The following is a 23,290-nucleotide window of genomic DNA, read 5'->3' as shown; positions in this document are numbered from 1 at the left end:
TATGTCTTTCAATATCGGCCTTAGCGGTCTCTATGCTGCCAACAAGCAACTGGACGTGACCGGCAACAACATCGCCAACGTGGCGACCACCGGCTTCAAATCGTCCCGTGCCGAATTCGCCGACGTCTATTCGGCCACCAAGCTGGGCACCGGCAGCAAGACCGTGGGCAATGGCGTGCGCCTGGCCAACGTTTCCCAGCAGTTCGGCCAGGGTGACGTGAACAACACCGGCAATGTGTTGGACATGGGTATCCAGGGTTCGGGTTTCTTCGTGCTGAGCGACAACGGCTCGCTGACCTACACCCGTGCCGGTACCTTCAAGACCGACAAGGACGGCTACATCACCAATACCGACGGCACTGCCCGCCTGCAAGGTTATGCGGTCGATGGCAACGGCAAGATCATCAACGGCGTGTTGACCGACCTGCGCATCGACACCTCGAACCTGTCGCCCAAGGCCACCGGCTCGGTTTCCTCGACCATCAACCTGAATTCCACCGCGCCGGTCATTGACCAGAGCGTGACAGGTTTCGCCTTCGATCCGACCAAGGTGGAAACCTACACCAAGCAGTTCAGTACGCCGATCTATGACAGCCAGGGCAACGAGCACAAGCTGGACCAGTACATGGTGAAAACCGGTGCCAACACCTGGAAGACCTACACCCTGGTCGATGGTCGCAACCTTGATGGCTCCGCTCCGACCACCACCGGCGCTACGGCTCCAGTGGCCTCGACCATGACTTTCGACGCCTCCGGCAAACTGGTTTCGGTCATCACTCCGCCTGCCACCACGCCTAATCCGGGCAACAACCTGACCCTCGCGGGCTGGGTGCCCGGCACTGTGACCAATGGTGTGTGGAAGGCCAACGGTGCCAGCGCCAATGCCGGCGGCGTGACCATCTCCATGACCAGCACCACCCAGTTCAACGCCGATACCGCGCGTTCGCTGCCGGTGCAGGACGGCTACGCCACTGGCCAGATCACCAACCTGACCATCGACGGCACCGGTACCCTGTTCGCCAACTTCAGCAACAGCCAGAACAAGGCCATCGGCCAGATCTCCCTGGCCAGCTTCACCAACGAACAAGGCCTGCAGCCGGTAGGCGGCACCAGCTGGAGAGAAACCTACGCCTCGGGCGTGCCGGGCTACGACGCTCCGCAAACCGGCACCCTGGGTTCGGTGGTGTCCAACTCCCTGGAAGAGTCGAACGTCAACCTGACCAGCGAACTGGTGGACCTGATCAAGGCCCAGAGCAACTACCAGGCGAACGCCAAGACCATCTCTACCCAGAGCACCATCATGCAGACCATTATTCAGATGACCTGATAATGGCTGGCTGACAGCGCTCGAAAAAAAGCCCCTCGTCGCAGGGGCTTTTTTGTGCCCGCAAGATTCATCCAGCGCAATCTGCTTCTGTAGGAGCGAAGCTTGCTCGCGATGAGTCAAGACGCTCCGGTAGCAGCCGCGGAGGAGGGAGGCGGCGGCTTTTTTCCGGGCAAAAGAAAACCCCCGGCAGGCCGGGGGCCTGTCGGGGGGGTCGGATAGGCGCCGGGTGGCGCCTGTCGGCTCAGCTTATTGGCAAGCTTCGCAATCCGGCTCGTCGATGGCGCAAGCCTTCGGCACTGGAGCAGGACCTGCCGGAGCGGCCAGGACCGAGTCGTCACCGTGGTTGCCGCCGCTGGAAACAGCGTTCAGCTTGCCGGTGTTGATGGTCGACTTCTCGGTGCTGGTCGCGGCCAGGGCACGGAGGTAGTAAGTGGTTTTCAGGCCACGGTACCAAGCCATGCGGTAGGTCACGTCGAGCTTCTTGCCCGAAGCGCCGGCGATGTAGAGGTTCAGCGACTGAGCCTGGTCGATCCACTTCTGGCGACGGCTGGCAGCGTCGACAATCCACTTGGTTTCCACTTCGAAGGCAGTCGCGTAGAGCTCCTTGAGCTCCTGCGGGATGCGCTCGATCTGCTGCACGGAACCGTCGTAGTACTTCAGGTCGTTGATCATCACCGAGTCCCACAGGCCGCGAGCCTTGAGGTCGCGAACCAGGTACGGGTTGATCACGGTGAATTCGCCCGACAGGTTCGATTTCACATACAGGTTCTGGTAGGTCGGTTCGATCGACTGCGACACACCGGTGATGTTGGCGATGGTTGCGGTCGGTGCGATGGCCATGATGTTGGAGTTACGAATACCTTTCTGTACACGGGCGCGCACCGGTGCCCAGTCCAGGGTTTCGTTCAGGTCGACATCGATGTACTTCTGGCCACGGGCTTCGATCAGGATCTGTTGCGAATCCAGCGGCAGGATGCCTTTGGACCACAGCGAGCCCTGGAACGTCTCGTAGGCGCCACGCTCGTCGGCCAGGTCGCAGGAAGCCTGGATCGCGTAGAAGCTGACCGCTTCCATGGACTTGTCGGCGAAGTCGACGGCGGCGTCGGAACCGTAAGGGATGTGCTGCAGGTACAGCGCGTCCTGGAAGCCCATGATGCCCAGGCCCACTGGGCGGTGCTTGAAGTTGGAGTTCTTCGCCTGTGGCACCGAGTAGTAGTTGATGTCGATCACGTTATCGAGCATGCGCACGGCGGTGTTCACGGTGCGTTGCAGCTTGGCGGTGTCCAGCTTGCCGTCGACGATGTGGTTCGGCAGGTTGATCGAGCCCAGGTTGCAAACGGCGATCTCGTCCTTGTTGGTGTTCAAGGTGATCTCGGTGCACAGGTTCGAGCTGTGGACCACGCCCACGTGCTGCTGCGGGCTGCGCAGGTTGCATGGGTCCTTGAAGGTCAGCCAAGGGTGGCCGGTTTCGAACAGCATGGACAGCATCTTGCGCCACAGGTCTTTGGCCTGGATGGTCTTGAACAGCTTGATCTTGCCGTATTCGCACAGGGCTTCGTAGTACTCGTAGCGCTCTTCGAAGGCCTTGCCGGTCAGGTCGTGCAGGTCCGGCACTTCCGATGGCGAGAACAGGGTCCACTTGCCGTCGTCGAAGACGCGCTTCATGAACAGGTCGGGAATCCAGTTGGCGGTGTTCATGTCGTGGGTACGACGGCGATCGTCACCGGTGTTCTTACGCAGCTCGATGAACTCTTCGATGTCCATGTGCCAGGTTTCCAGGTAGGCACACACAGCGCCTTTGCGCTTGCCACCCTGGTTCACGGCTACGGCGGTGTCGTTCACTACTTTCAGGAATGGCACGACGCCCTGGGACTTGCCGTTGGTGCCCTTGATGTACGAACCCAATGCACGTACCGGAGTCCAGTCGTTGCCCAGGCCGCCAGCGAATTTCGACAGCATGGCGTTGTCGTGGATGGCGCCGTAGATGCCCGACAGGTCGTCCGGCACGGTGGTCAGGTAGCAGCTCGACAGCTGTGGACGCAGGGTACCGGCGTTGAACAGGGTCGGGGTCGAAGCCATGTAGTCGAAGGACGACAACAGGTTGTAGAACTCGATGGCGCGGTCTTCGCGTTGTTTTTCTTCGATCGCCAGGCCCATGGCCACGCGCATGAAGAAGACCTGTGGCAGTTCGAAGCGCACGCCGTCCTTGTGGATGAAGTAGCGGTCGTACAGGGTCTGCAGGCCCAGGTAGGTGAACTGCTGGTCGCGCTCGTGGTTGATCGCCTTGCCGAGTTTTTCCAGGTCGAATTCAGCCAGCACAGGGTTCAGCAGTTCGAACTCGATACCTTTGGCGACGTAGGCCGGCAGAGCCTTGGCGTACAGGTCGGCCATCTCGTGGTGGGTGGCGCTCTCGGCCACTTCCAGGAAGCTCAGGCCTTCGGCGCGCAGGGTGTCCATCAGCAGGCGGGCGGTCACGAACGAGTAGTTCGGCTCGCGCTCTACCAGGGTGCGCGCGGTCATCACCAGGGCGGTGTTGACGTCTTTGAGCGCTACGCCGTCGTAGAGGTTCTTCAGGGTTTCGCGCTGGATCAGGTCGCCGTCGACTTCTTCCAGGCCTTCGCAGGCTTCGGTGACGATGGTGTTCAGGCGGCCCATGTCCAGTGGCGCGAAGCTGCCGTCGGCGCGAGTGATACGGATCGACGGGTGAGCCTGCACCGGCTCTTCGCTCGGAGTGCGGGTGGCGCGCTCCTTGGCGCGCGAGTCACGGTAGATCACGTAGTCGCGGGCAACTTTCTGCTCGCCGGCGCGCATCAGGGCCAGCTCGACCTGGTCCTGGATCTCTTCGATGTGGATGGTGCCGCCCGAAGGCATGCGACGCTTGAATGTGGCGGTGACCTGCTCGGTCAGGCGAGCGACGGTGTCGTGGATCCGCGACGAAGCGGCAGCGGTGCCGCCTTCAACTGCGAGAAACGCTTTGGTGATGGCGACGGTGATTTTGTCATCGGTGTAAGGAACGACAGTGCCGTTACGCTTGATCACTCGCAATTGGCCAGGCGCGGTGGCAGACAGATCCAGATTGGAATCGGCAGCCTGCGGCGCTTTGGCCTGCGGGTTCTCGCGAGTTGTGTCGGTTTGCATGGGTGTCTCCACGTTCTCTATGTTTGTTTGGGCACCCTTTGGGTGCCCACCGTTCCGTCCTGAAGCACTACAACCGGCGCACGCCGGGCATAACGACTTCGGGACAGTTCAGGAAGGGGGGCTGTTGGCGCCGCTTCCATGCCGAAGTCATAGGTAGCGGGCCAATGGCTCGTTACCGTATTCCTGTGGGTGACAGTCATGTACTGCAACACCCGTACCGTTTTCCTTGCCATGGGCGGGAAAACCGCAGCCATCCGCACGCGCGGTTTGGCTTCTGAAAATCTGATTGGTTCCACCAAACGAGTGCAAGAAAAGCGCTTGAGTTTCTTGTCTGATTTGTGTTTGGTTTTTTGACCTGAAACCCTAGATATAGGGTTTTTTTGCGGCCGGGCTACAAGATAATGCGTTTTCAGGGGTGATTGCAACGTACAGCCTGTGGATAAGGTTGTGCGTAAATTGTGTATGAAGCGGGTAAACCTCACGCAGGCCGCAGCAGGGCTGGATCGTACCGTCTGTCACTGTTTTTCACCTCGCAAAACCGCTCGGAGCGGATTTTTGCGGGCGCGAACCCTATCACAAAAAAACGCCTTTACCGAGCGGATTCAACGCCTTGTGTTCACGGCCTCCGCCGTTGCTACAATCGGGCCTTCTTTGCGGCATTTTATTCATCTCACATTACAAAAAGACGGGCAGATCCATTGAACCCGTATCTGGCAAGCAGAGGTCACCGTGGAGCAAGAAGCGTGGCAGATATTGATCGTCGAGGACGATCAGCGACTGGCCGAGTTGACCTGTGAATACCTGCAGAGCAACGGACTGCGTGTCGCCATCGAGGGCAATGGCGCCCTGGCCGCGGCGCGGATCATTGCCGAACAACCCGACCTGGTGATCCTCGACCTGATGTTGCCCGGTGAGGACGGCCTGAGCATTTGCCGCAAGGTCCGCGATCGCTACGACGGGCCGATCCTGATGCTGACCGCGCGCACCGACGACATGGACCAGGTGCTGGGGCTGGACACCGGCGCCGACGATTATGTGTGCAAGCCAGTCCGTCCGCGCCTGTTGCTGGCCAGGATCCAGGCGCTGCTGCGGCGCAGCGAGCCCGTTGAAAACGCCGCGCCGGAAAAAGCCCGGCGCCTGCAATTCGGCCCGCTGGTGGTGGACAGCGCCTTGCGTGAGGCCTGGCTGCACGAGGCCGGTATCGAGTTGACCAGTGCCGAGTTCGACCTGCTCTGGCTGCTGGTGGCCAACGCCGGGCGCATTCTGTCCCGCGAGGAAATCTTCACCGCGCTGCGCGGTATCGGCTACGACGGCCAGGACCGCTCCATCGATGTGCGCATTTCACGGATCCGTCCGAAAATCGGCGACGACCCGGAGCATCCGCGGCTGATCAAGACCATCCGCAGCAAGGGCTACCTGTTCGTTCCCGAAGCCGCTGCCGACCTGTCGCCGTGAACTCCATATTCCTGCGCATCTACGGCGGCATGTGCGCTGCCTTGATCCTGGTGGCGCTGTTGGGCGTGCTGGCGCTGCACCTGCTCAACCAGGCGCGCAGCGAGCAATACCGCGAGCGCCTGGCCCACGGCACATTCTCGCTGATGGCCGACAACCTCAAGCCCATGAGCGAAATCGAGCGGCGCCGCGCCCTGGCGGTGTGGGAGCGGCTGTTGGGCATTCCCCTGACCCTGCAGACGTTCACCCAGACCGGCCTGGACCTCGGGCAGCGCAACCGCGTGTTGCGCGGCCAGGCCCTGGTGGAGCAGACCGGGCCTTACGCGGCGCGGGTTTACCGGCTGGTCAGCGAGCCGGAACAGCTGTTGCTGACCGGCGAGGTGCAGCAGATCAGCGAGCAATTGGCCCGGGCGACTATTTACCTGCTGGCCGATGAGCTGGTGCGCTTTCCGGTGGCCGAGCAGCCGGAGCGCCTGGCAGCGCTGAAAAGGGACAAGGGGTTTGGCTTCGATATGCACCTGGTCACCCAGGACAAGGCGGACATGGACGAGGACCAGCGCCGTCGGGTTGCCGAGGGCGACACGGTGATGGCGCTGGGCAAGGGCGGCGACTCGATCCGCGTATTCGCGGGCATGGTGGGCACGCCCTGGGTGCTGGAAATCGGCCCGTTGTACCAGATGAATCCCTATCCGCCGCAGTGGCTGGTGTTGATTGCGGTGCTGGGCCTGAGCCTGATCGGCCTGATCGTCTATTTATTGGTTCGCCAGCTGGAGCGACGTTTGCGTGGCCTGGAATCGGCGGCGACGCGCATTGCCAAGGGCAGCCTGGAAGCGCGTGTGCCGGCCGGTGGCGCCGATTCCGTGGGACGCTTGGCGGCGGCTTTCAATGGCATGGCCGAGCACTTGCAACGCTTGCTGGCGATCCAGCGCGAACTGGTGCGCGCGGTGTCCCACGAGTTGCGCACGCCGGTGGCGCGTCTGCGCTTTGGCCTGGAAATGATTGGCTCGGCGACGACGCCCCAGGCCCGGGACAAATACATGGAGGGCATGGACAACGACATCCAGGACCTCGACCGGCTGGTGGATGAAATGCTTACTTATGCGCGGCTGGAGCAGGGTTCGCCGGCGCTGAACTTCCAGCGCATCGATCTGGACGCCCTGGTTACCCAGGTGATCGGCGAGCTGGCGCCGTTGCGCGCGCAGGTCACCGTGCAGCGTGGCCTGTGCCTGTCCGCCGCGGATTGCGATGGCGCCTGGGTCGAGGCCGAGCCGCGTTATCTGCATCGGGCATTGCAGAACCTGGTGAGCAACGCCATGCGCCATGCCGAATCGCAGGTGCTGGTCAGTTACCAGGTGGGGCAAATGCGTTGCCGAATCGATGTCGAGGACGATGGCCCGGGGGTTCCGGAAAGCGCCTGGGAACGGATCTTCACGCCGTTCCTGCGCCTGGATGACAGCCGCACCCGCGCCTCGGGCGGCCACGGCCTGGGTTTGTCGATCGTGCGACGGATCATCCACTGGCATGACGGCCGCGCCTTGATCAGCCGCAGCAAGACCCTCGGCGGCGCCTGTTTCAGCCTGAGCTGGCCACGGCATCAGGATAAAGGTTGAGGGTTGGCGAACCGGCTCGGCCGAACATCAAGCGCGGATGCTGACCACGCTCAGCAGTTGCCCGTCCTGCAGCACGAATTGCGCGTCCAGTTCGCTGCCGCTGCACCATTCGCTGGACAGGTCGGCCAGCAGGCGCAGGCGGACCTGGCCGCTGGTGGTCCATTCCAGCACTTCGGCGTGTTCGAAATAGAAGCGCTGGCGGACGATCGGGTACAGCGCCTTGAACAGGCTTTCCTTGACTGAAAAGGTCAGCGTCACCCAAAGCGCCAGTTGCTCGCGCGGGGCCTTGGCCATGCGTTGCAGCTCGGCAGGGATGAGGATTTCTCCCGCCAGGCGTTCCGCGCGCTCGATGTCGAGCAGGTTTTCCAGGTCCATGCCCAGCCCGCGCCAATGTTCCTTGCGCGCGACAATCGCCGCGGCTCGCCCGGTGCTGTGGGTGATCGAGCCGCAGATGTGCGTCGGCCAGACCGGTGCCCGGTCCTCGCCGATCGGCGGAATGCAATCCAGGCCGTCCAGGCGCTGCAGCGCAGCGCGGGCGCAAAAACGACCGGCGAGAAACTCGGCCTGGCGCTTGGCCACCGAGCGTTGAATGCTGGCGGGCGGCTCGATAGCGCTGAGCTGGAAGTCGCTGCTGACCAGCCGCGACGCATCGAAATGGGTGCCGAGCAGGACCGTGTCCGGCAGGGCGTCGGGCAGCGGCCACAAGTTATCGAGTGGCGTGCAGCAGGCGGGGAGGGCGTGAATGAGATTCATGCCAGGCATTTTGCCGGGTTGCAACGCCGGAGGGTAGCCTGGCTAACGTCACCTGATGCCGCCCCGGGAAGTGAGGCACGGGGCGGCCGTGGCGGAATCAGTCGAACAGCTTTTTGAAGAACGCCTGCATGTCCGCCCATGAGCGTTCATCGGCGGCCTTGCTGTAGCCGATATCCAGCCCGCCATGTTCGCCATGGCTCATGCGGTCGGCATCCGGATTACTGAAGCTGTGCTTGGCGCCCTCGAGGTTGACGAACTGGTAGTCGGCGCCGGCCTTGTCCATTTCGGCCTTGAAGGCGCTGACGTTATCGGCGGTGACCATGCTGTCGAGGGCGCCGTGCTCGACGAGGATTTTCGTCTTGACGCTGCCCGGGGTGGCCGGGGTGTTGGTGGTCAGGGCACCATGGAAACTCACCACCCCGAGCAGCGGCAGGCCCTGGCGCGCCGCGTCCAGCACCACCTTGCCGCCGAAGCAGTAGCCGATCGCGGCCAGCTTGTCCGGGTCGGTTTGTGGCTGTTGTTTCAGCAGCTCGAGGCCGACCTTGAAGCGCGCGCTGGCGGCGGCACTGTCTTTGGACGCGGCCTGCATGAAGGCCATGGCGTCTTTCGGGTGCTCGGTGTTCTTGCCCTCGCCGTACATATCGATGGCCAGGGCGCTGTAGCCCAATCCCGCTAGATCCCGGGCCCGGCGCTTGGCGTAGTCGTTCAGGCCCCACCATTCATGCACCACCACAACGCCGGGACGTGGCCCTTCCAACGCGTCGTCATAGGCGTAGTAGCCGATGAGCCGGGTACCGTCAGGGCTCTGGTAAGGGATTTCCTGGGTCTTGATGGCCGCCTGGCTCGTCGTGCAGAAGGCCAACAGTAAGCAAGCAAGAAGCGCGCGCATGGTCCTTTCTCCTTTTTAAAGACTGCCAGTGAGCCTAGTCGATTTGATTCAGCCCAGGTTCAGAGTGTGTTCAGGGGGAGTTCAGGGCGGGGTCGGTAGTCTGGCTCCGTACTTGAAAACACATAGCGAATGAGGAAACACCCATGACTACATTCAAGAAGATGATCCTGGCCTTCACTGTTCTTGGCGCCAGCGCTGTCGTCCAGGCCGCCGACAGCAACTTCGCCAGCCTTACCTACGGCCAGACCAGCGACAAGGTCAAGAAATCCAGCCTGCTCAACAGCAACCTGAACAATCCGAACGCCGACGGTGTGATCGGCAAGGACGGCACCTGGGGCCTGCGCGTGGGCCAGCAGAACGACCAGCATCGCTACTACGCCACCTACGACAATGTCTCCGGTTCGCACAATGGCATTAAACTGCGCCAGGAAAACCTGCTCGGCAGCTACGATATGTTCCTGCCGGTGACCAGCAGCACCAAACTGTTCGGCGGCGGCACCGCGGGCCTGACCAAGCTGACCCAGGATTCCCCAGGCTTCAGCCGCGACAGCGACATCGGTTATGCCATCGGCGTGCAGGCCGGTGTCCTGCAGCAGGTTACACATAACACTTCGGTCGAACTGGGTTACCGTTACCTGCGTAGCAATGCCAGCACCGAGATGAGCGAGCACGGTGGCAGCAAGCAGGGTTCGCTGAGCCTGACCAGCAGCGCCCAGACGTACTTGTCGGCCAACTACGCTTTCTAAACTGCCGTCCTGGTTCTGAACGCGCCGGATCTGCCAAAGCAAGATCCGGCGTTGCCATCTATACGATCAGGGCGTGTGACCGCCCTTGGAGATGTCGAATTTTGCCTGGGAGAGCTGCATGAAACTGCTCGTCGTTGAAGATGAGGCGCTGCTGCGCCATCACTTGCAAACCCGCCTTACGGACAGCGGCCATGTGGTCGAGTCCGTGGCCAATGCCGAGGAGGCGTTGTACCAGACCGAGCAGTTCAACCACGATCTGGCGGTGATCGACCTGGGCCTGCCGGGCATGGGCGGGCTGGACTTGATCCGCCAGTTGCGCTCGCGCGGCAAGGCATTTCCGATCCTGATCCTCACGGCTCGCGGCAACTGGCAGGACAAGGTCGAAGGGCTGGCCGCCGGCGCCGACGACTATGTGGTCAAGCCGTTCCAGTTCGAGGAACTGGATGCGCGCCTGAACGCGCTGCTGCGCCGCTCCAGCGGCTTCACCCAGTCGACCATCATCGCCGGCCCGCTGCTGCTCGACCTGAATCGCAAGCAGGCCTCGCTCGACGAGCAGCCGCTGGCGCTGACCGCCTACGAGTACCGGATTCTGGAGTACCTCATGCGCCATCATCAGCAGGTGGTGGCCAAGGACCGGTTGATGGAGCAGTTGTACCCCGACGATGACGAGCGCGATCCGAACGTGATCGAGGTGCTGGTCGGCCGCCTGCGGCGCAAGCTGGAAGGGCCGTCGGGCTTCAAGCCCATCGAGACCGTGCGTGGCCTGGGTTATCTGTTCAACGAGCGCTGCCGATGATTCGATCGTTACGCCTGCGCCTGATGCTGGCGGCCACGACGCTGGCAGTGCTGTTCATGCTGGCGTTGTTGCCGGCCATGCAAGGCGCGTTCAGCCTGGCGCTGCAGGATTCCATCGAGCAGCGCCTGGCTTCCGACGTGACCACGCTGATCTCGGCCGCCCGGGTCGAGAACAATCACCTGCAAATGCCGGCGCAATTGCCGGACGAGCGTTTCAACCTGACCGACAGCCGCCTGCTGGGCTACATCTATGATCGCGAGGGGCGGCTGGTTTGGCGCTCGAAGGCGACCCAGGAAGAGAACATCAACTACAAGCCGCGCTATGACGGTCGCGGCAACGAGTTCGCGCGTATCCGCGAGGTCAACGGCCAGGAGTTTTTCGTCTACGACGTCGAGGTCAAGCTGCTCGGCGGCAAAAGCGCGGCGTTCAGCATCGTCGCCTTGCAGCCGGTGCGTGAATACCAGCTGACCCTGGAAGGGGTGCGGGAAAACCTTTACCTGGGTTTTGGCGCCGCGTTGCTGGTGCTCCTGGCGTTGCTCTGGCTCGGCCTGACCTGGGGTTTGCAGGCGCTGCGCCGGCTGAGCCAGGAGCTGGACGAAATCGAAAGCGGCACCCGGCAGAGCCTCAGTGAAGAACACCCGCGCGAACTGTTGCGCCTGACCGGTTCGTTGAACCGGCTGTTGCACAGCGAGCGCGAGCAGCGCAGCCGTTATCGCGATTCCCTGGACGATCTGGCCCACAGCCTGAAAACCCCGTTGACGGTGTTGCAGGGTGTCAGCGAAGACATGGCCCTGCGTCCCCAGGATCGTGAGCAGGCCTGGGTGCTGCAAACCCAGATCGAACGCATGAGCCAGCAGATCAGTTACCAGTTGCAGCGGGCCAGCCTGCGCAAGAGCGGCCTGGTGCGTCACCAGGTGCGTCTGCGCCCGGTGCTCAAAAGCCTGTGCGACACCCTGGACAAGGTCTACCGCGACAAGCAGGTGCGGGTCTCGTTCGATCTGCCGGAGCGCTGCTATGTGCCGATCGAGCATGGCGCCTTGCTCGAGCTGCTCGGCAACCTGCTGGAGAACGCCTATCGCCTGTGCCTGAGCGAGGTGCGCATCAGTGTTCGCGAAGACCTGGATGGCGCGCAGTTGTGTGTCGAGGACGACGGCCCGGGCGTGCCGCCGGACCAGCGGGCGCGGATTCTCCAGCGTGGCGAACGCCTGGATCGCCAGCACCCGGGGCAGGGGATCGGCCTGGCGGTGGTCAAGGACATCATCGACAGCTACGGCGCGCAATTGACCCTGGGCGATTCCGAGCTGGGCGGGGCGGCGTTCCGCATTCACTTCCCGGCGATCTGAGGCGCGCTCAGGTGGCCTGGGCGCGGTAAGCGCCCGGCGTCAGCCCGGTCCACTTCTTGAATGCGCGATGAAACGCCGATGGCTCGGAGAAGCCGGTCTGCTCGGCGATCTGTTGCAACGACAGGTCGGCCCGGCGCAGGTGGTAGATGGCGATATCGCGGCGCAACTGATCCTTCAATTCCTGAAAGCTCGTGCCTTCTTCGCGCAAGTGCCGGCGCAAGGTCTGCGGGCTGATGTGCAAATGCTGGGCGATGCTTTCCAGGTCTGGCCAGCGGCTGCTGTCGCGGCTGAGCAGGCGGCGCAGCTGGCTGCTCAGGTTGTCGCCATCGTCCGGGCGGGCCAACAAGTCGGCGGGGGAGCGTTCGAGAAAATGCTTGAGGGTTCGTTCGTCCTGCAGCAACGGCATGTTCAGGTAGCGGCTGTGGAACAACAGGCTGCTGCAGTCGCGGGAAAACACCAGGGGGCAGGGGAACAGCAGGTCGTATTCGTTGCCATGCTCGGGTTTCGGGTAGCTGAAGCAGGCTTGTTCGAGGCGGATGCGCTGGCCGATCAGCCAACTGCCCAGGCGATGCCAGATCACCAGCAGGCTCTCGCTGAGAAAGTGGTCCGGGTCCCACAGCGCCGCGTCGTCCAGGCTCAGGCGGGCCATTTCCCCTTCGCGCGTCAGGCGCAGCCGCGGCGCGTGGGGGAACAGGCCATAGAACAGCAAGCCGCGCTGCAGGGCCTTCTCCAGGGTGCGGCAGTGGATCAGCGCATGGCACATCATGGCGAAGGTGCCGCGCTTGCTCGGGCCGTCGCCGAAGCCCAGGTATTCGTCATCCAGGACTTGCCAGAGCTGTTGCAGCAGGCTGGCGAACTGCTCGGGAGCGATACGCGCCTTGGGTTCGTTCAGCAGTTCGAGGCTGATGCCCAGGGTCTGCAGCAGTTCCGAATAGTCGTAGCCCCGTCGACGGGCCCCGCCCAGGGCGGCGCGGGCGAAATGACTGGCGATGGTGCGTTCGCGCATGAAGGTCGATCCATCCATTAAGTGGCGGATGTTAACAGCCGCCCACGGCTGGGCAAGGCGGATATCCGCCAAATTGTAGGACGAGCACCGGCGGATGGGCGGAAATCCGCCACTTCGCTTAGGGGCGAAGCATGCGAGGGGCGGGAGCAAACCCTGATGTCCAAAGGCCTTCAGGGTTTTTTGGCAAGCTGGCACGGGCTTTGCGATAGCGATCCGGGAGTAGGGAGCAGCGAGAGGTGTTCCCCGCAGCTCTACACAACAAATCCCTCCAGTGCAGGAGGGTTCGCACTTTAGGCGTCGTGTGCATCGATGGATGGTGTGCAACGGTGCTCTTGAGGAACTTTGCAATGACGACTCGTCAGCCACTGTATAAATCCCTGTACTTCCAGGTGATCGTTGCCATCGCTATCGGCATCCTGCTCGGTCACTTCTACCCGCAGACCGGTGTGGCCCTGAAGCCGCTGGGTGACGGGTTCATCAAACTGATCAAGATGGTCATCGCGCCCATCATCTTCTGTACCGTCGTCAGTGGTATCGCCGGCATGCAGAACATGAAATCGGTGGGCAAGACCGGTGGCTACGCGCTGCTGTACTTCGAAATCGTCTCGACCATCGCCCTGCTGATTGGCCTGGTCGTGGTCAACGTGGTGCAGCCGGGCAACGGCATGCACATTGACGTGTCCACCCTGGATGCCTCGAAAGTGGCGGCCTACGTCACCGCCGGCAAGGACCAGAGCATCGTCGGCTTCATCCTCAACGTCATTCCGAACACCATCGTCGGCGCCTTCGCCAACGGCGACATCCTGCAAGTGCTGATGTTCTCGGTGATCTTCGGTTTTGCCCTGCATCGCCTGGGTGCCTACGGCAGGCCGGTGCTGGACTTCATCGACCGCTTCGCCCACGTGATGTTCAACATCATCAACATGATCATGAAGCTCGCGCCGATCGGTGCGCTGGGTGCCATGGCCTTCACCATCGGCGCCTACGGCGTGGGTTCGCTGGTGCAGCTGGGCCAGTTGATGATCTGCTTCTACATCACCTGCGTGCTGTTCGTGCTGGTGGTGCTGGGCGGCATCTGCCGCGCCCACGGTTTCAGCGTCCTGAAACTGATCCGCTACATCCGTGAAGAGCTGCTGATCGTGCTGGGTACTTCTTCGTCGGAATCGGCCCTGCCACGCATGCTGATCAAGATGGAGCGCCTGGGTGCGAAGAAGTCGGTAGTGGGCCTGGTGATCCCGACCGGTTACTCGTTCAACCTCGACGGTACTTCGATCTACCTGACCATGGCGGCCGTGTTCATCGCTCAGGCGACCGACACCCACATGGACATCACTCACCAGATCACCCTGTTGCTGGTGCTGCTGCTGTCCTCCAAAGGGGCTGCGGGCGTGACCGGTAGCGGTTTCATCGTGCTGGCGGCGACCCTGTCGGCCGTGGGCCACCTGCCGGTAGCCGGCCTGGCGCTGATCCTGGGTATCGACCGTTTCATGTCCGAAGCCCGTGCGCTGACCAACCTGGTAGGCAACGCGGTAGCGACCGTCGTGGTGGCCAAGTGGGTCAAGGAGCTGGACGAAGACCAGTTGCAGACCGAGCTGGCTTCCGGTGGTCGTGCGATCAACGACACCCGCGAAGAAGATGACCTGGGCGTTGCCGAAGGCCCAACCCCGACGTCCGTGAAGTAACTTCACCGCGTTGATGAAAAACCCGCTCCGGCGGGTTTTTTCATGCCTGGCGCTTGAGCGCAACGGTCAGCCCGGGTGGCGCTTGCGGTGATTGCGGGGGCCCGGGGCGCTGCCTACTCTGTGGGCAGTCAATCGGGAAGGAGAGAGCTCATGCAAGGGCCATTGGCGTCACTCAAGGTACTGGATTTCTCCACGCTGCTGCCGGGGCCGTTCGCCTCCTTGCTGCTGGCGGACATGGGCGCCGAGGTGCTGCGCATCGAATCGCCGACCCGCATGGATCTGCTGCGGGTGCTGCCGCCCCACGATCAGGGCGTCTCGGCCAGCCATGCCTACCTCAATCGCAATAAGCGCAGCCTGGCGCTGGACCTCAAGCAGCCCGAGGCGCTGGAGGTGGTCCGCCAGCTGGTGCTGGAATACGACATTGTCCTGGAGCAGTTCCGCCCGGGAGTGATGGAGCGCCTGGGGCTGGGCTACGAGGCGTTGAAGGCACTCAACCCGAAGCTGATCTATGTCTCGATCACCGGTTACGGCCAGACGGGCCCGTACCGGGATCGCGCGGGCCATGACATTAACTACCTGGCCTTGGCGGGCCTGGCCAGCTACACCGGGCGCAAGGACAGTGGGCCGCTGCCTTTGGGCATCCAGGCGGCGGACATCGCCGGCGGTTCGCTGCATGGGGTTATCGGCCTGCTGGCGGCAGTGATTGCCCGTCAGCACAGCGGCCAGGGGCAGTATCTGGACGTGAGCATGACCGATTGCGTGTTCAGCCTGAACGCCATGGCCGGGGCCGGCTACCTGGCGTGCGGGGTCGAACCGGCGGTAGAGCGGCAGGTGCTCAACGGCGGCAGCTTCTACGATTATTACCGCAGCCGCGATGGCCGCTGGCTGTCGGTGGGTAGCCTGGAGCCGCCGTTCATGCAGGCGCTGTGCCAGGCGCTGGGGCGCCCGGAACTGGCGGCCCAGGGGCTGTCGCCGCAGCCCGAGCAACAACAGGCGCTCAAGCAGGCCTTGCAGGTCGAGTTCGAGAAGCACGACTTTGCCCAGCTCTGCGAGTTGTTTGCCGCGGTCGATGCCTGCGTCGAACCGGTGCTGGGCCTGGCGGAGGCGGTGGCGCATCCGCAGTTGCAGGCTCGGCAAGTGGTCAGCCAGGTGCCGCGCGGCGATGGCAGCTATCAGCCGCAGATGGCCTGTCCGTTGAAGTTTTCCCAGGGCTTGCCGGAGCCTCGGCATATCGGTGCGGCGCTGGGCGCGCACAGCGATCAGGTGCTGGCCGAACTGGGCTACAGCGCTCAGCGCATTACCGAACTACGACAAAACCGCGTCATCCTGTAAGCGTCTGGGCTCATTCCACCCGCATTTCGCCGCTGAACACCAGGGTATGCCGGCAACGCCGGCACAGATAACGCCGGCCCTGGGTGACCAGGCGATGGCGCTGGGCGGAAAACGGGAAGTCGTTGTCGCAGGGGCAGCGATAGATGTAGCGGGTCACGCTGCGGCGCTGGATCTCGTAGGTGTGGCAGCGATTGGGCGGCAGTTCGTACACGCCGCGCATGATCAGCTGCCATTCTTCGCCGTGGGGCTGAATACGATCACCGAACAGCTGGTGGGCAATCAGGTGCGCGACTTCATGGGCCACGGTCTGCTTGAGGAAGTCTTCGGTGTTTTCCCGGTACAGCTGCGGGTTGAAGCGCAGCAGGTTCTCGTGCAGATGGGCGACACCGGCTTTCTGGCCACGTAACTTGAGGCTGACCACCGGGCGTTTGAAAGGTCGTTTGAAAAAGGATTCAGCGAGTTGGAAACAGTCTTCGACGCGGGTATTGAGTTGCTCGGGCATGCTTAACGGTTCTCCAGAGCGAATGAGTATGCCGCAAAGCGGGCGCATTCCGAATCGTCCAGGCGCCGAATGGTCGTTGTGCAGATTAGAAGGCCGCCTTGCGGCGGCCTGTGTTGGCAGATTGTATTTGTTTTTTGAGCAGCGTCAGTTGGTGTAAACGGGGCCGACGCCAAGACCCCAGACGATCACCGTGAACGCCATGATCGCGACCAGCACCACCAGCCCAACGGCCAGTACGGAGCTCGAGAACAGGAAGCCTTCATCCGACGGAATGTTCATGAAGGTCGGCAACCCGACATACAGCAGGTAAACGGTGTAGCAGATGGCCGCCGTGCCGACGATCATGCCGAGCCACATGTGCGGATACAGCGCCGCCAGGCCGCCGATGAACAGCGGAGTTGCGGTATAGGTGGCAAACGCGACGCAGCGTGCCAGGCTCGGGTTGGCGTCGTAGGTGCGGGCCATCCAGTGGATGAAGGCGCCCATGACCGCGACCCCGCCCAACATTGCCAGGTACGACATGATGGTCATCCACAGCGCGCTTTCCATGGTCAGCATGACCGGCGCTCGATTGCCAATGACCCAACCGACCTGGGTGGTGCCGATAAATGCCGAAACCGCTGGAATCGCCGCGAGAATCAGCGTGTGAGTGAGATACATGTGGCTGATGCTTTCCTCTTCGTCGCCACGTATTTCTCGCCATTCCTGATCGGGGTGGGTGAAGAGTCCCACGACATGATGAATCATAGTCAGTCACTCCTTTGTTAGTGCCATCGCCCCCCAACGGAGCGCCTACGGGCCAGCGGCCAAGTAAGTAAAGGTCTGGATATGTGTGCGACCTTATGTCGCAGTATAGAAAGGACTGCTCTGTAAAAGACGCGGGCGTTAGAGCAAATCGCGCTGTTGGCCCGGCTGGTAATCGCATTCGGCGATTTGCTCGGCCAGCGCATGCCCGACGCTTCGCCCGCGCGCACTTTTTGCGTAAAATGTCCGGCTTTTCGTCACACACCGCGGATTTCAAGCGCCATGGGCACTCTTACGGTCAACCAGAACAAACTGCAGAAACGCTTGCGCCGTCAGGCCGGGGAAGCGGTCGCCGATTTCAACATGATCGAAGACGGCGACAAGGTCATGGTCTGCCTGTCCGGCGGCAAGGACAGCTACACCATGCTCGACGTGCTGATGCACCTGCAGAAGGTTGCACCGATCAAGTTCGACATCGTCGCCGTGAACATGGACCAGAAGCAGCCCGGGTTCCCCGAGCACGTGCTGCCGGCCTACCTCGAGACGCTGGGGGTGGAATACCACATCGTCGAGAAGGACACCTATTCGGTGGTCAAGGAGCTGATACCGGAAGGCAAGACCACCTGCTCGCTGTGCTCGCGCCTGCGTCGCGGCACCCTGTACACCTTCGCCGACGAGATCGGCGCGACCAAGATGGCCCTGGGTCACCACCGCGACGACATCGTCGAGACGTTCTTCCTCAATATGTTCTACAACGGCTCGCTCAAGGCCATGCCGCCCAAGCTGCGGGCCGATGACGGGCGCAACGTGGTGATCCGGCCGCTGGCCTATTGCAGCGAGAAGGACATCCAGGCCTATTCCGACCTCAAGCAGTTCCCGATCATCCCGTGCAACCTCTGCGGCTCCCAGGAAAACCTGCAGCGCCAGGTGGTCAAGGAAATGCTCCAGGAGTGGGAGCGCAAGACCCCGGGCCGTACCGAAAGCATTTTCCGCGGGCTGCAGAACGTGGTGCCGTCGCAGCTGGCGGACCGCAACCTGTTCGACTTCACCAGCCTGAAGGTCGATGAAACCGCGGCCTCGCGGTTCGTCAATGTGGTAAACCTCTGAGTCGTTTCGCGGCTCTGTATCGTGGAATCACGGCGCTCTTCTGAGCGCCGTTTCTTTATCGTCATTAGGAGAGGGCATGCGCGATTACAAGTGGCTGCACGAATACTGTCTGAACCGCTTCGGTTCGGCGGCCGAGCTGGAAGCCCATCTGCCGGTGCCGAAAACTCCGGCGCAATTGCGCAAGATCAGCGATGACCGTTATCTCTCGACCCTGGCCCTGCGGGTGTTTCGCGCCGGTTTGAAGCACAGCCTGGTGGACGCCAAGTGGCCGGCCTTCGAAGAGGTGTTCTTCGGTTTCGACCCGGAAAAAGTGGTGCTGATGGGCGCTGAGCATCTTGAGCGGCTGATGCAGGACGCGCGGATCATTCGCCACCTGGGCAAGCTCAAGAGCGTGCCGCGCAACGCGCAGATGGTGCTCGACGTGGAAAAAGAGAAGGGCAGCTTCGGCGCCTTGATCGCCGACTGGCCAGTGACCGACATCGTCGGCCTGTGGAAATACCTGGCCAAGCACGGCCACCAGTTGGGCGGCCTGTCGGCCCCGCGCTTCCTGCGGATGGTCGGCAAGGACACCTTTGTGCCGACCTATGACGTGGTGGCGGCGCTCAACGCCCAGCAGATCATCGACAAGGTGCCGAGCAGCCTCAAGGACCTGGCCACCGTGCAGGGCGCCTTCAACCAGTGGCACGCCGAAAGTGGCCGGCCGCTGTGCCAGATCTCGATGATGCTGGCGTATACGGTCAACCACTGATTCAGCGATTGGGCTGAAATCATCGCGGGCAAGCCTCGCTCCTACAGAAGCATTCCGAGCGAGGCTTGCCCGCGATGGCGTGCTGTCAGGCGGTGCTGCCCAGGCCTTCGCCCGCCAGCTTGCGGTTGAGCTGGAAGCGCCAGCGCACATAGAGCAAGGCCGAGCAGAACACCGCCAGGCTGGCGAGCATTTCCAGGATGCCGAACAGCTGCCGGTTCGGATCGTAGGCAGCCAGTGCGCCCTTGATGAAATACAGGTTCACCACGAAGCACATCCAGGAGTGCCCGCGCGCGCTGCCCACCAGCATGCCCGGCGCCATCAACAACAGCGGCACCAGCTCGATCAGCAGGATCACCCAGGGCCGGGCGCCGTGCAGGTCGGCAACGAACAGGTAATAGCCGCAGAGCAAGCCGACCAGGCCGAAAAAGCAGATCAGGCTCAGCACCCGGGTGATGCGTACGCGCGGCTCCAGCCACTCGATGGCAGGCAGGATCTTCGGCTTTTTAGCCACGGTTGCTCTCCAGTTGCAGGGCCGTCTTGGCCAGGCGCAGGCCCAGGGCGCGGCAGAGGGCAACCTCATGTTCGTTCAGCGGGCTCTTGCCGTCGGCACCGGCATGATGGCTGGCCCCATACGGCGTGCCGCCGCCACGGGTCTCCAGCAAGGCCGATTCGCTGTAGGGCAGGCCGGTGATCAGCATGCCGTGGTGCAGCAGCGGCAGCATCATCGACAGCAGGGTGGTTTCCTGGCCGCCGTGCAGGCTGGCGGTGGAGGTGAACACGCCCGCCGGCTTGCCGACCAGGGCGCCGGTCAGCCACAGGTTGCTGGTGCCATCGAGGAAATACTTCAGCGGCGCGGCCATGTTGCCAAAGCGGGTCGGGCTGCCCAGCGCCAGGCCGGAGCAGTGCTTCAGGTCGTCGAGGCTGGCGTACAGCGCGCCGTCTTCCGGAATGCTCGGGGCCACGGCTTCGCAATCGGCGGAGATCGCCGGCACGGTGCGCAGGCGCGCCTCCATGCCGCCTTGTTCGATGCCCCGGGCAATCTGCCGGGCCATCTCGTTGGTCGAGCCGTTGCGGCTGTAGTAGAGCACCAGGATGTACGGCGTACTCAAGGCAGGATCTCCAGCACATTCTCCGGCGGCCGGCCGATGATGGCCTTGTCGCCGACTTCGAGAATCGGCCGCTCCATGAGTTTTGGATGGGCGGCGATGGCCGCGATCAGCTGCGCTTCGCTCAGGCTGGCATCGGCCAGGTTGAGGGTCTTGTACTCGTCTTCGCCGGTGCGCAGCAGCTGGCGGGCGCCGATCCCGAGCTTGCCCAGCAGGCTTTGCAGTTGGGCGGCGTCGAGCGGAGTCTCCAGGTAGCGGACCACGGTCGGGGTCAGGCCACGGGCTTCCAGCAGTTCCAGCGCACCGCGGGATTTCGAGCAGCGCGGGTTGTGATAAAGCGTCAGATCGGTCATGGGCGGGTCGCATCTTGCGTAAGGTGGCGGCTATTCTACCTGTGCGACGGGCAGTCCTGAACCTTGCGAGGCGATGGGTCGCACGAGAAAGCGGGTTTGACTGGTTTTTTTCAATACAAGGATCAAGGCATGGCAAGGCAACTGGCAGCGGCATTGGCGATCATCGGCACGTTGTTGCTGAGCGGCTGCGGTAACGATTACGGGGTCGATCAATATGGCCAGAAGGTCGCCGCCGAGCGCGTGGACAAACAGTGGCTGGTGCTCAATTACTGGGCCGAATGGTGCGGGCCGTGCCGTACCGAGATTCCTGAGCTCAATGCATTGGCCGAAGGCCTCAAGGGGCAGCCGGTGAGTGTGCTGGGGGTCAATTTCGACAACGTCCAGGGCGAAGAACTGAAAAACGCCAGCGAAAAGCTGGGCATCAAGTTCACCGTGCTGGCGCAGAACCCGGCAGAAATTTTCGACCTGCCGCGCAGCGAGGGCCTGCCGGTGACCTACATCATCGACGACCAGGGCAAGGTGCGTGAGCAACTGATGGGCGAACAGACCGCGGCGGGCGTGATGGCGAAGCTGGAAGCCCTGCGCGGACATTGATCTGTAGCCGCTGCCGCAGGCTGCGATCGGCCTGCAAGGCCGTTGCGATTGAAGGTCCTGCGGACCTTATCGCAGCCTGCGGCAGCGGCTACAGGGGGCGGTATCAGCCTTCCTCGAGCCACCAGCGCAACGGCTTGCCCTCGGCCGGCCAGAAACGCACTTGTTCGATCGGCGAAATATCCCAGCGCTGGATTGTTTCCAGCGCCTGCAGGAAGCGTCGCTCCTGCTCCATCAGGGCCGGCGCGCACATCTTGCGGGTGCTGCCGACCTTGCCGAAGCTGAGCTTGTCGCCTTCCAGGGTGTAGGGCGCGAACCAGTGGTTGCAGCCGCCGTTGCCATAGGCACGGCCGTCTTCACCGAGGGTGATGGTCAGGTGGCTGTAATCGATCAGCGGACGTTCGCCAATCCATTCCAGGATGTAGCTGCGATCCTGCTGCAGTTTCACTGGTTCCGCCGCGCAACCCAGCAGGCTGGCGCCGAGCGCGGTGGTCAATGCCAGGCGTTTCATTGGGCGGCTCGCTGGCATTTCGGGCAGCGGTGCTTTTCCCCTTCGCCGATCCAGCCGAGTTCGGCGATCCGCGCACTGGCGGCGGGCTTTTGCGCCTTGCTGCCCAGCTTGGCATCCACCGCGAACTCAAAGCTCAGCTCGGTCGCGCAACTGTCGCAGTTGACCTGCCATTGATGGATCGCCAGTTCGCCGAATACCGGGCCACGGGCCACGGCGACCCATTGGCCGACCGGGTTGATCAGGTGCCGCACGGTTTCCACTGTCAGGCGCATCGACAGGTCTTTGCTGCCCTTGAGGGTCACGATCAGTACGTCGTCGTTGCGGATGGAACCACCGTTGCCGGTGACCTGATAGCGGCCGGGCACCAGGGCGCGGCATTCGATCAGGGTGTGTTGCGGGTTCATCAGGCTGTAGCGGAAATCGTGTTCGACCATGGGTCCTCCAAATCTGGCGCGTATGCTAGCACGCAGCCCGATCCCTCAGGTTGCAGGCAGATGACCTTCGCTTACCGCCGGTCCGTCGATTCGGCTCAGCCTTCCACTTGATTGCAGGGCGCGCCAGCGGCCCAGGCGGCAATGTTGTGCAAGGTGGTCTCGGCAATCGCCGCCAGGGCCTCGCGGGTGAGGAATGCCTGGTGGGCGGTGACGATCACGTTGGGGAAAGTCAGCAGCCGCGCCAGCACGTCGTCCTGCAGCGGCAGGTCGGAGCGGTCTTCGAAGAACAGCTGCGCTTCCTCTTCGTAGACATCCAGCCCGAGATAGCCCAGTTGGCCGTTCTTCAGCGCCTCGATCAGCGCCGGGGTATCCACCAGGCCACCGCGGCCGGTGTTGATCAGCATCGCTCCCGGTTGCATCCGCGCCAGGCTCTGGCGGTTGATCAGGTGTTTGCTATCGGCGGTGAGCGGGCAGTGCAGGCTGATGATCTGCGCCTGGGCCAGCAGCTCCGGCAGGCTCAGGTAGCGCGCGCCCAGGGCTTCGACTTGCGGGTTGGGGAAGGGGTCGTGGGCCAGCAGCTGGCAGCCGAAGCCGGCCATGATCCGGGCAAAGGTGGCGCCGATCTGCCCGGTGCCGACGATGCCGACGGTTTTTCCCACCAGGTCGAAGCCAGTCAGGCCGTGCAGGCTGAAGTCGCCTTCGCGGGTGCGGTTGTAGGCGCGGTGCAGGCGGCGGTTCAGCGCCAGGATCAGCGCCACGGCGTGTTCGGCCACGGCATGGGGCGAGTAGGCGGGCACCCGCACCACGCCCAGGCCCAGGCGCTTGGCCGCGGCCAGGTCGACATGGTTGTAGCCGGCCGAACGCAGCGCGATCAAGCGCGTGCCGCCGGCAGCCAGTTGCTCCAGTACCGGGGCGCTCAGGTCGTCGTTGATAAAGGCACAGACCACGTCGTGGTGTTCGGCCAGCGCCGCGGTGTCCAGGCTCAGGCGCGCCGCCTGGAATTGCAGCTCGATGCCCGGCGGCAAGGCGGCGCCGAGGAAGCTGTCGCGGTCATAGTTCTGGCTGCTGAAGAGAATCGTGCGCATGGCGTCGTCCTTGTGAAAGTTGCCCCGAGCATGAA

The 23,290-nt window shown here is 62.8% G+C and carries 24 protein-coding genes; 12 read left to right on the top strand and 12 right to left on the bottom strand.

Features of this window, described 5'->3' with window-relative positions; genetic code table 11:
- Position 1 precedes the first annotated feature (1 nt).
- Positions 2 to 1,327: a flagellar hook protein FlgE gene (flgE, locus tag BLV20_RS10390; RefSeq protein ID WP_092300639.1), complete on the top strand. Its 1,326-nt coding sequence runs from the start codon at positions 2 to 4 to the stop codon at positions 1,325 to 1,327.
- A gap of 246 nt (positions 1,328 to 1,573) precedes the next feature.
- Here flgE and BLV20_RS10385 read toward each other — a convergent pair whose 3' ends face one another.
- On the bottom strand, positions 1,574 to 4,465 hold the full coding sequence (locus BLV20_RS10385; protein WP_092300636.1) for a ribonucleoside-diphosphate reductase subunit alpha: 2,892 nt from the start codon (positions 4,463 to 4,465) through the stop codon (positions 1,574 to 1,576).
- A gap of 198 nt (positions 4,466 to 4,663) precedes the next feature.
- Here BLV20_RS10385 and BLV20_RS31355 point away from each other — a divergent pair, with 198 nt between their 5' ends.
- From BLV20_RS31355 to BLV20_RS10375, 3 genes are all read left to right on the top strand, one after another.
- On the top strand, positions 4,664 to 4,819 hold the full coding sequence (locus tag BLV20_RS31355) for a hypothetical protein (RefSeq protein ID WP_175540170.1): 156 nt from the start codon (positions 4,664 to 4,666) through the stop codon (positions 4,817 to 4,819).
- A gap of 375 nt (positions 4,820 to 5,194) precedes the next feature.
- Entirely contained in the window at positions 5,195 to 5,920 is a 726-nt protein-coding gene (locus BLV20_RS10380) for a winged helix-turn-helix domain-containing protein (protein WP_092300633.1), read from the top strand.
- The gene (locus BLV20_RS10375; protein ID WP_092300630.1) at positions 5,917 to 7,527 is read left to right on the top strand and encodes an ATP-binding protein; all 1,611 of its coding nucleotides are present in this window, start codon (positions 5,917 to 5,919) and stop codon (positions 7,525 to 7,527) included. Before BLV20_RS10380 ends, BLV20_RS10375 begins: the two co-directional genes overlap by 4 nt.
- A gap of 27 nt (positions 7,528 to 7,554) precedes the next feature.
- Here the strand turns inward: BLV20_RS10375 and BLV20_RS10370 are convergent, their stop codons facing one another.
- Together BLV20_RS10370 and BLV20_RS10365 are read right to left on the bottom strand one after the other, a co-directional pair.
- On the bottom strand, positions 7,555 to 8,280 hold the full coding sequence (locus BLV20_RS10370; RefSeq protein ID WP_092300627.1) for a 4'-phosphopantetheinyl transferase family protein: 726 nt from the start codon (positions 8,278 to 8,280) through the stop codon (positions 7,555 to 7,557).
- 97 nt (positions 8,281 to 8,377) lie between these two features.
- Positions 8,378 to 9,169: a dienelactone hydrolase family protein gene (locus tag BLV20_RS10365; RefSeq protein ID WP_092300624.1), complete on the bottom strand. Its 792-nt coding sequence runs from the start codon at positions 9,167 to 9,169 to the stop codon at positions 8,378 to 8,380.
- 143 nt (positions 9,170 to 9,312) lie between these two features.
- Between BLV20_RS10365 and BLV20_RS10360 the strand changes: the two genes are divergently transcribed.
- The 3 genes from BLV20_RS10360 to BLV20_RS10350 all read left to right on the top strand — a co-directional run bounded on the left by BLV20_RS10360 (position 9,313) and on the right by BLV20_RS10350 (position 12,054).
- Positions 9,313 to 9,915: a hypothetical protein gene (locus BLV20_RS10360; protein ID WP_092300621.1), complete on the top strand. Its 603-nt coding sequence runs from the start codon at positions 9,313 to 9,315 to the stop codon at positions 9,913 to 9,915.
- A gap of 118 nt (positions 9,916 to 10,033) precedes the next feature.
- A complete protein-coding gene (locus BLV20_RS10355) occupies positions 10,034 to 10,711 on the top strand; it encodes a response regulator (protein ID WP_092300618.1) in 678 nt (225 codons plus the stop codon).
- Complete coding sequence (locus BLV20_RS10350; RefSeq protein WP_092300615.1) at positions 10,708 to 12,054, top strand: ATP-binding protein; 1,347 nt, start codon at positions 10,708 to 10,710, stop codon at positions 12,052 to 12,054. The genes BLV20_RS10355 and BLV20_RS10350 overlap by 4 nt, the downstream gene beginning before the upstream one ends.
- A 7-nt stretch (positions 12,055 to 12,061) precedes the next feature.
- Here the strand turns inward: BLV20_RS10350 and BLV20_RS10345 are convergent, their stop codons facing one another.
- The gene (locus BLV20_RS10345; protein WP_092300612.1) at positions 12,062 to 13,060 is read right to left on the bottom strand and encodes an AraC family transcriptional regulator; all 999 of its coding nucleotides are present in this window, start codon (positions 13,058 to 13,060) and stop codon (positions 12,062 to 12,064) included.
- Between the two features lie 347 nt (positions 13,061 to 13,407).
- Here BLV20_RS10345 and BLV20_RS10340 point away from each other — a divergent pair, with 347 nt between their 5' ends.
- Positions 13,408 to 14,742 carry a dicarboxylate/amino acid:cation symporter gene (locus BLV20_RS10340; RefSeq protein WP_092300609.1) on the top strand — a complete coding sequence of 445 codons (1,335 nt, stop codon included), beginning with the start codon at positions 13,408 to 13,410 and terminating at the stop codon, positions 14,740 to 14,742.
- 150 nt (positions 14,743 to 14,892) lie between these two features.
- Complete coding sequence (locus tag BLV20_RS10335) at positions 14,893 to 16,074, top strand: CaiB/BaiF CoA transferase family protein (RefSeq protein WP_092300606.1); 1,182 nt, start codon at positions 14,893 to 14,895, stop codon at positions 16,072 to 16,074.
- A 10-nt stretch (positions 16,075 to 16,084) separates the two neighbouring features.
- Here BLV20_RS10335 and BLV20_RS10330 read toward each other — a convergent pair whose 3' ends face one another.
- Both BLV20_RS10330 and BLV20_RS10325 read right to left on the bottom strand, forming a co-directional pair.
- Positions 16,085 to 16,576, bottom strand: a complete 492-nt coding sequence (locus BLV20_RS10330; RefSeq protein ID WP_092300602.1) for a SprT family zinc-dependent metalloprotease — start codon at positions 16,574 to 16,576, stop codon at positions 16,085 to 16,087.
- 144 nt (positions 16,577 to 16,720) lie between these two features.
- Positions 16,721 to 17,323 (bottom strand): Yip1 family protein, encoded by a 603-nt coding sequence (locus tag BLV20_RS10325; RefSeq protein WP_092300600.1) that lies wholly within the window; start codon positions 17,321 to 17,323, stop codon positions 16,721 to 16,723.
- A 279-nt stretch (positions 17,324 to 17,602) separates the two neighbouring features.
- Between BLV20_RS10325 and ttcA the strand changes: the two genes are divergently transcribed.
- The gene (gene ttcA, locus BLV20_RS10320; protein ID WP_092300597.1) at positions 17,603 to 18,427 is read left to right on the top strand and encodes a tRNA 2-thiocytidine(32) synthetase TtcA; all 825 of its coding nucleotides are present in this window, start codon (positions 17,603 to 17,605) and stop codon (positions 18,425 to 18,427) included.
- A gap of 76 nt (positions 18,428 to 18,503) precedes the next feature.
- On the top strand, positions 18,504 to 19,175 hold the full coding sequence (locus BLV20_RS10315; protein WP_053269715.1) for a DNA-3-methyladenine glycosylase I: 672 nt from the start codon (positions 18,504 to 18,506) through the stop codon (positions 19,173 to 19,175).
- Positions 19,176 to 19,260: 85 nt separating this feature from the next.
- Here BLV20_RS10315 and BLV20_RS10310 read toward each other — a convergent pair whose 3' ends face one another.
- Genes BLV20_RS10310 through arsC form a run of 3 tightly spaced genes read right to left on the bottom strand, consistent with a single transcriptional unit; the run spans position 19,261 to position 20,634 of the window.
- The gene (locus BLV20_RS10310) at positions 19,261 to 19,686 is read right to left on the bottom strand and encodes a DUF2069 domain-containing protein (protein WP_092300594.1); all 426 of its coding nucleotides are present in this window, start codon (positions 19,684 to 19,686) and stop codon (positions 19,261 to 19,263) included.
- Complete coding sequence (gene wrbA, locus BLV20_RS10305) at positions 19,679 to 20,284, bottom strand: NAD(P)H:quinone oxidoreductase (protein ID WP_092300591.1); 606 nt, start codon at positions 20,282 to 20,284, stop codon at positions 19,679 to 19,681. Before wrbA ends, BLV20_RS10310 begins: the two co-directional genes overlap by 8 nt.
- Entirely contained in the window at positions 20,281 to 20,634 is a 354-nt protein-coding gene (gene arsC, locus BLV20_RS10300) for an arsenate reductase (glutaredoxin) (RefSeq protein ID WP_007931799.1), read from the bottom strand. The genes wrbA and arsC overlap by 4 nt, the downstream gene beginning before the upstream one ends.
- Positions 20,635 to 20,763: 129 nt before the next feature.
- Here arsC and BLV20_RS10295 point away from each other — a divergent pair, with 129 nt between their 5' ends.
- Complete coding sequence (locus tag BLV20_RS10295) at positions 20,764 to 21,228, top strand: TlpA disulfide reductase family protein (protein WP_092300588.1); 465 nt, start codon at positions 20,764 to 20,766, stop codon at positions 21,226 to 21,228.
- Positions 21,229 to 21,331: 103 nt separating this feature from the next.
- Here BLV20_RS10295 and BLV20_RS10290 read toward each other — a convergent pair whose 3' ends face one another.
- The 3 genes from BLV20_RS10290 to BLV20_RS10280 all read right to left on the bottom strand — a co-directional run bounded on the left by BLV20_RS10290 (position 21,332) and on the right by BLV20_RS10280 (position 23,255).
- On the bottom strand, positions 21,332 to 21,736 hold the full coding sequence (locus tag BLV20_RS10290; protein WP_092300585.1) for an META domain-containing protein: 405 nt from the start codon (positions 21,734 to 21,736) through the stop codon (positions 21,332 to 21,334).
- Positions 21,733 to 22,170, bottom strand: a complete 438-nt coding sequence (locus BLV20_RS10285; protein WP_092300582.1) for a hypothetical protein — start codon at positions 22,168 to 22,170, stop codon at positions 21,733 to 21,735. The genes BLV20_RS10290 and BLV20_RS10285 overlap by 4 nt, the downstream gene beginning before the upstream one ends.
- A gap of 95 nt (positions 22,171 to 22,265) precedes the next feature.
- Entirely contained in the window at positions 22,266 to 23,255 is a 990-nt protein-coding gene (locus BLV20_RS10280; RefSeq protein WP_092300579.1) for a 2-hydroxyacid dehydrogenase, read from the bottom strand.
- Between the last annotated feature and the right edge of the window lie 35 nt (positions 23,256 to 23,290).

Origin of the sequence: Pseudomonas sp. NFIX28, assembly GCF_900107395.1 — a bacterium.
Classification (GTDB): domain Bacteria; phylum Pseudomonadota; class Gammaproteobacteria; order Pseudomonadales; family Pseudomonadaceae; genus Aquipseudomonas.
The sequence above is the reverse complement of the archived record's forward strand: the minus strand, read 5'-3'. Positions and strand labels throughout refer to the sequence as shown.

Bases quoted from the DNA above. Each gene is read 5' to 3' on its own strand.
- flgE (WP_092300639.1), top strand. From the start codon at position 2: ATGTCTTTCAATATCGGCCTTAGCGGTCTCTATGCTGCCAACAAGCAA.
- BLV20_RS10385 (WP_092300636.1), bottom strand. From the start codon at position 4,465: ATGCAAACCGACACAACTCGCGAGAACCCGCAGGCCAAAGCGCCGCAG.
- BLV20_RS31355 (WP_175540170.1), top strand. From the start codon at position 4,664: ATGTACTGCAACACCCGTACCGTTTTCCTTGCCATGGGCGGGAAAACC.
- BLV20_RS10370 (WP_092300627.1), bottom strand. From the start codon at position 8,280: ATGAATCTCATTCACGCCCTCCCCGCCTGCTGCACGCCACTCGATAAC.
- BLV20_RS10365 (WP_092300624.1), bottom strand. From the start codon at position 9,169: ATGCGCGCGCTTCTTGCTTGCTTACTGTTGGCCTTCTGCACGACGAGC.
- BLV20_RS10360 (WP_092300621.1), top strand. From the start codon at position 9,313: ATGACTACATTCAAGAAGATGATCCTGGCCTTCACTGTTCTTGGCGCC.
- BLV20_RS10355 (WP_092300618.1), top strand. From the start codon at position 10,034: ATGAAACTGCTCGTCGTTGAAGATGAGGCGCTGCTGCGCCATCACTTG.
- BLV20_RS10350 (WP_092300615.1), top strand. From the start codon at position 10,708: ATGATTCGATCGTTACGCCTGCGCCTGATGCTGGCGGCCACGACGCTG.
- BLV20_RS10345 (WP_092300612.1), bottom strand. From the start codon at position 13,060: ATGCGCGAACGCACCATCGCCAGTCATTTCGCCCGCGCCGCCCTGGGC.
- BLV20_RS10340 (WP_092300609.1), top strand. From the start codon at position 13,408: ATGACGACTCGTCAGCCACTGTATAAATCCCTGTACTTCCAGGTGATC.
- BLV20_RS10335 (WP_092300606.1), top strand. From the start codon at position 14,893: ATGCAAGGGCCATTGGCGTCACTCAAGGTACTGGATTTCTCCACGCTG.
- BLV20_RS10330 (WP_092300602.1), bottom strand. From the start codon at position 16,576: ATGCCCGAGCAACTCAATACCCGCGTCGAAGACTGTTTCCAACTCGCT.
- BLV20_RS10325 (WP_092300600.1), bottom strand. From the start codon at position 17,323: ATGATTCATCATGTCGTGGGACTCTTCACCCACCCCGATCAGGAATGG.
- ttcA (WP_092300597.1), top strand. From the start codon at position 17,603: ATGGGCACTCTTACGGTCAACCAGAACAAACTGCAGAAACGCTTGCGC.
- BLV20_RS10315 (WP_053269715.1), top strand. From the start codon at position 18,504: ATGCGCGATTACAAGTGGCTGCACGAATACTGTCTGAACCGCTTCGGT.
- arsC (WP_007931799.1), bottom strand. From the start codon at position 20,634: ATGACCGATCTGACGCTTTATCACAACCCGCGCTGCTCGAAATCCCGC.
- BLV20_RS10295 (WP_092300588.1), top strand. From the start codon at position 20,764: ATGGCAAGGCAACTGGCAGCGGCATTGGCGATCATCGGCACGTTGTTG.
- BLV20_RS10290 (WP_092300585.1), bottom strand. From the start codon at position 21,736: ATGAAACGCCTGGCATTGACCACCGCGCTCGGCGCCAGCCTGCTGGGT.
- BLV20_RS10285 (WP_092300582.1), bottom strand. From the start codon at position 22,170: ATGGTCGAACACGATTTCCGCTACAGCCTGATGAACCCGCAACACACC.
- BLV20_RS10280 (WP_092300579.1), bottom strand. From the start codon at position 23,255: ATGCGCACGATTCTCTTCAGCAGCCAGAACTATGACCGCGACAGCTTC.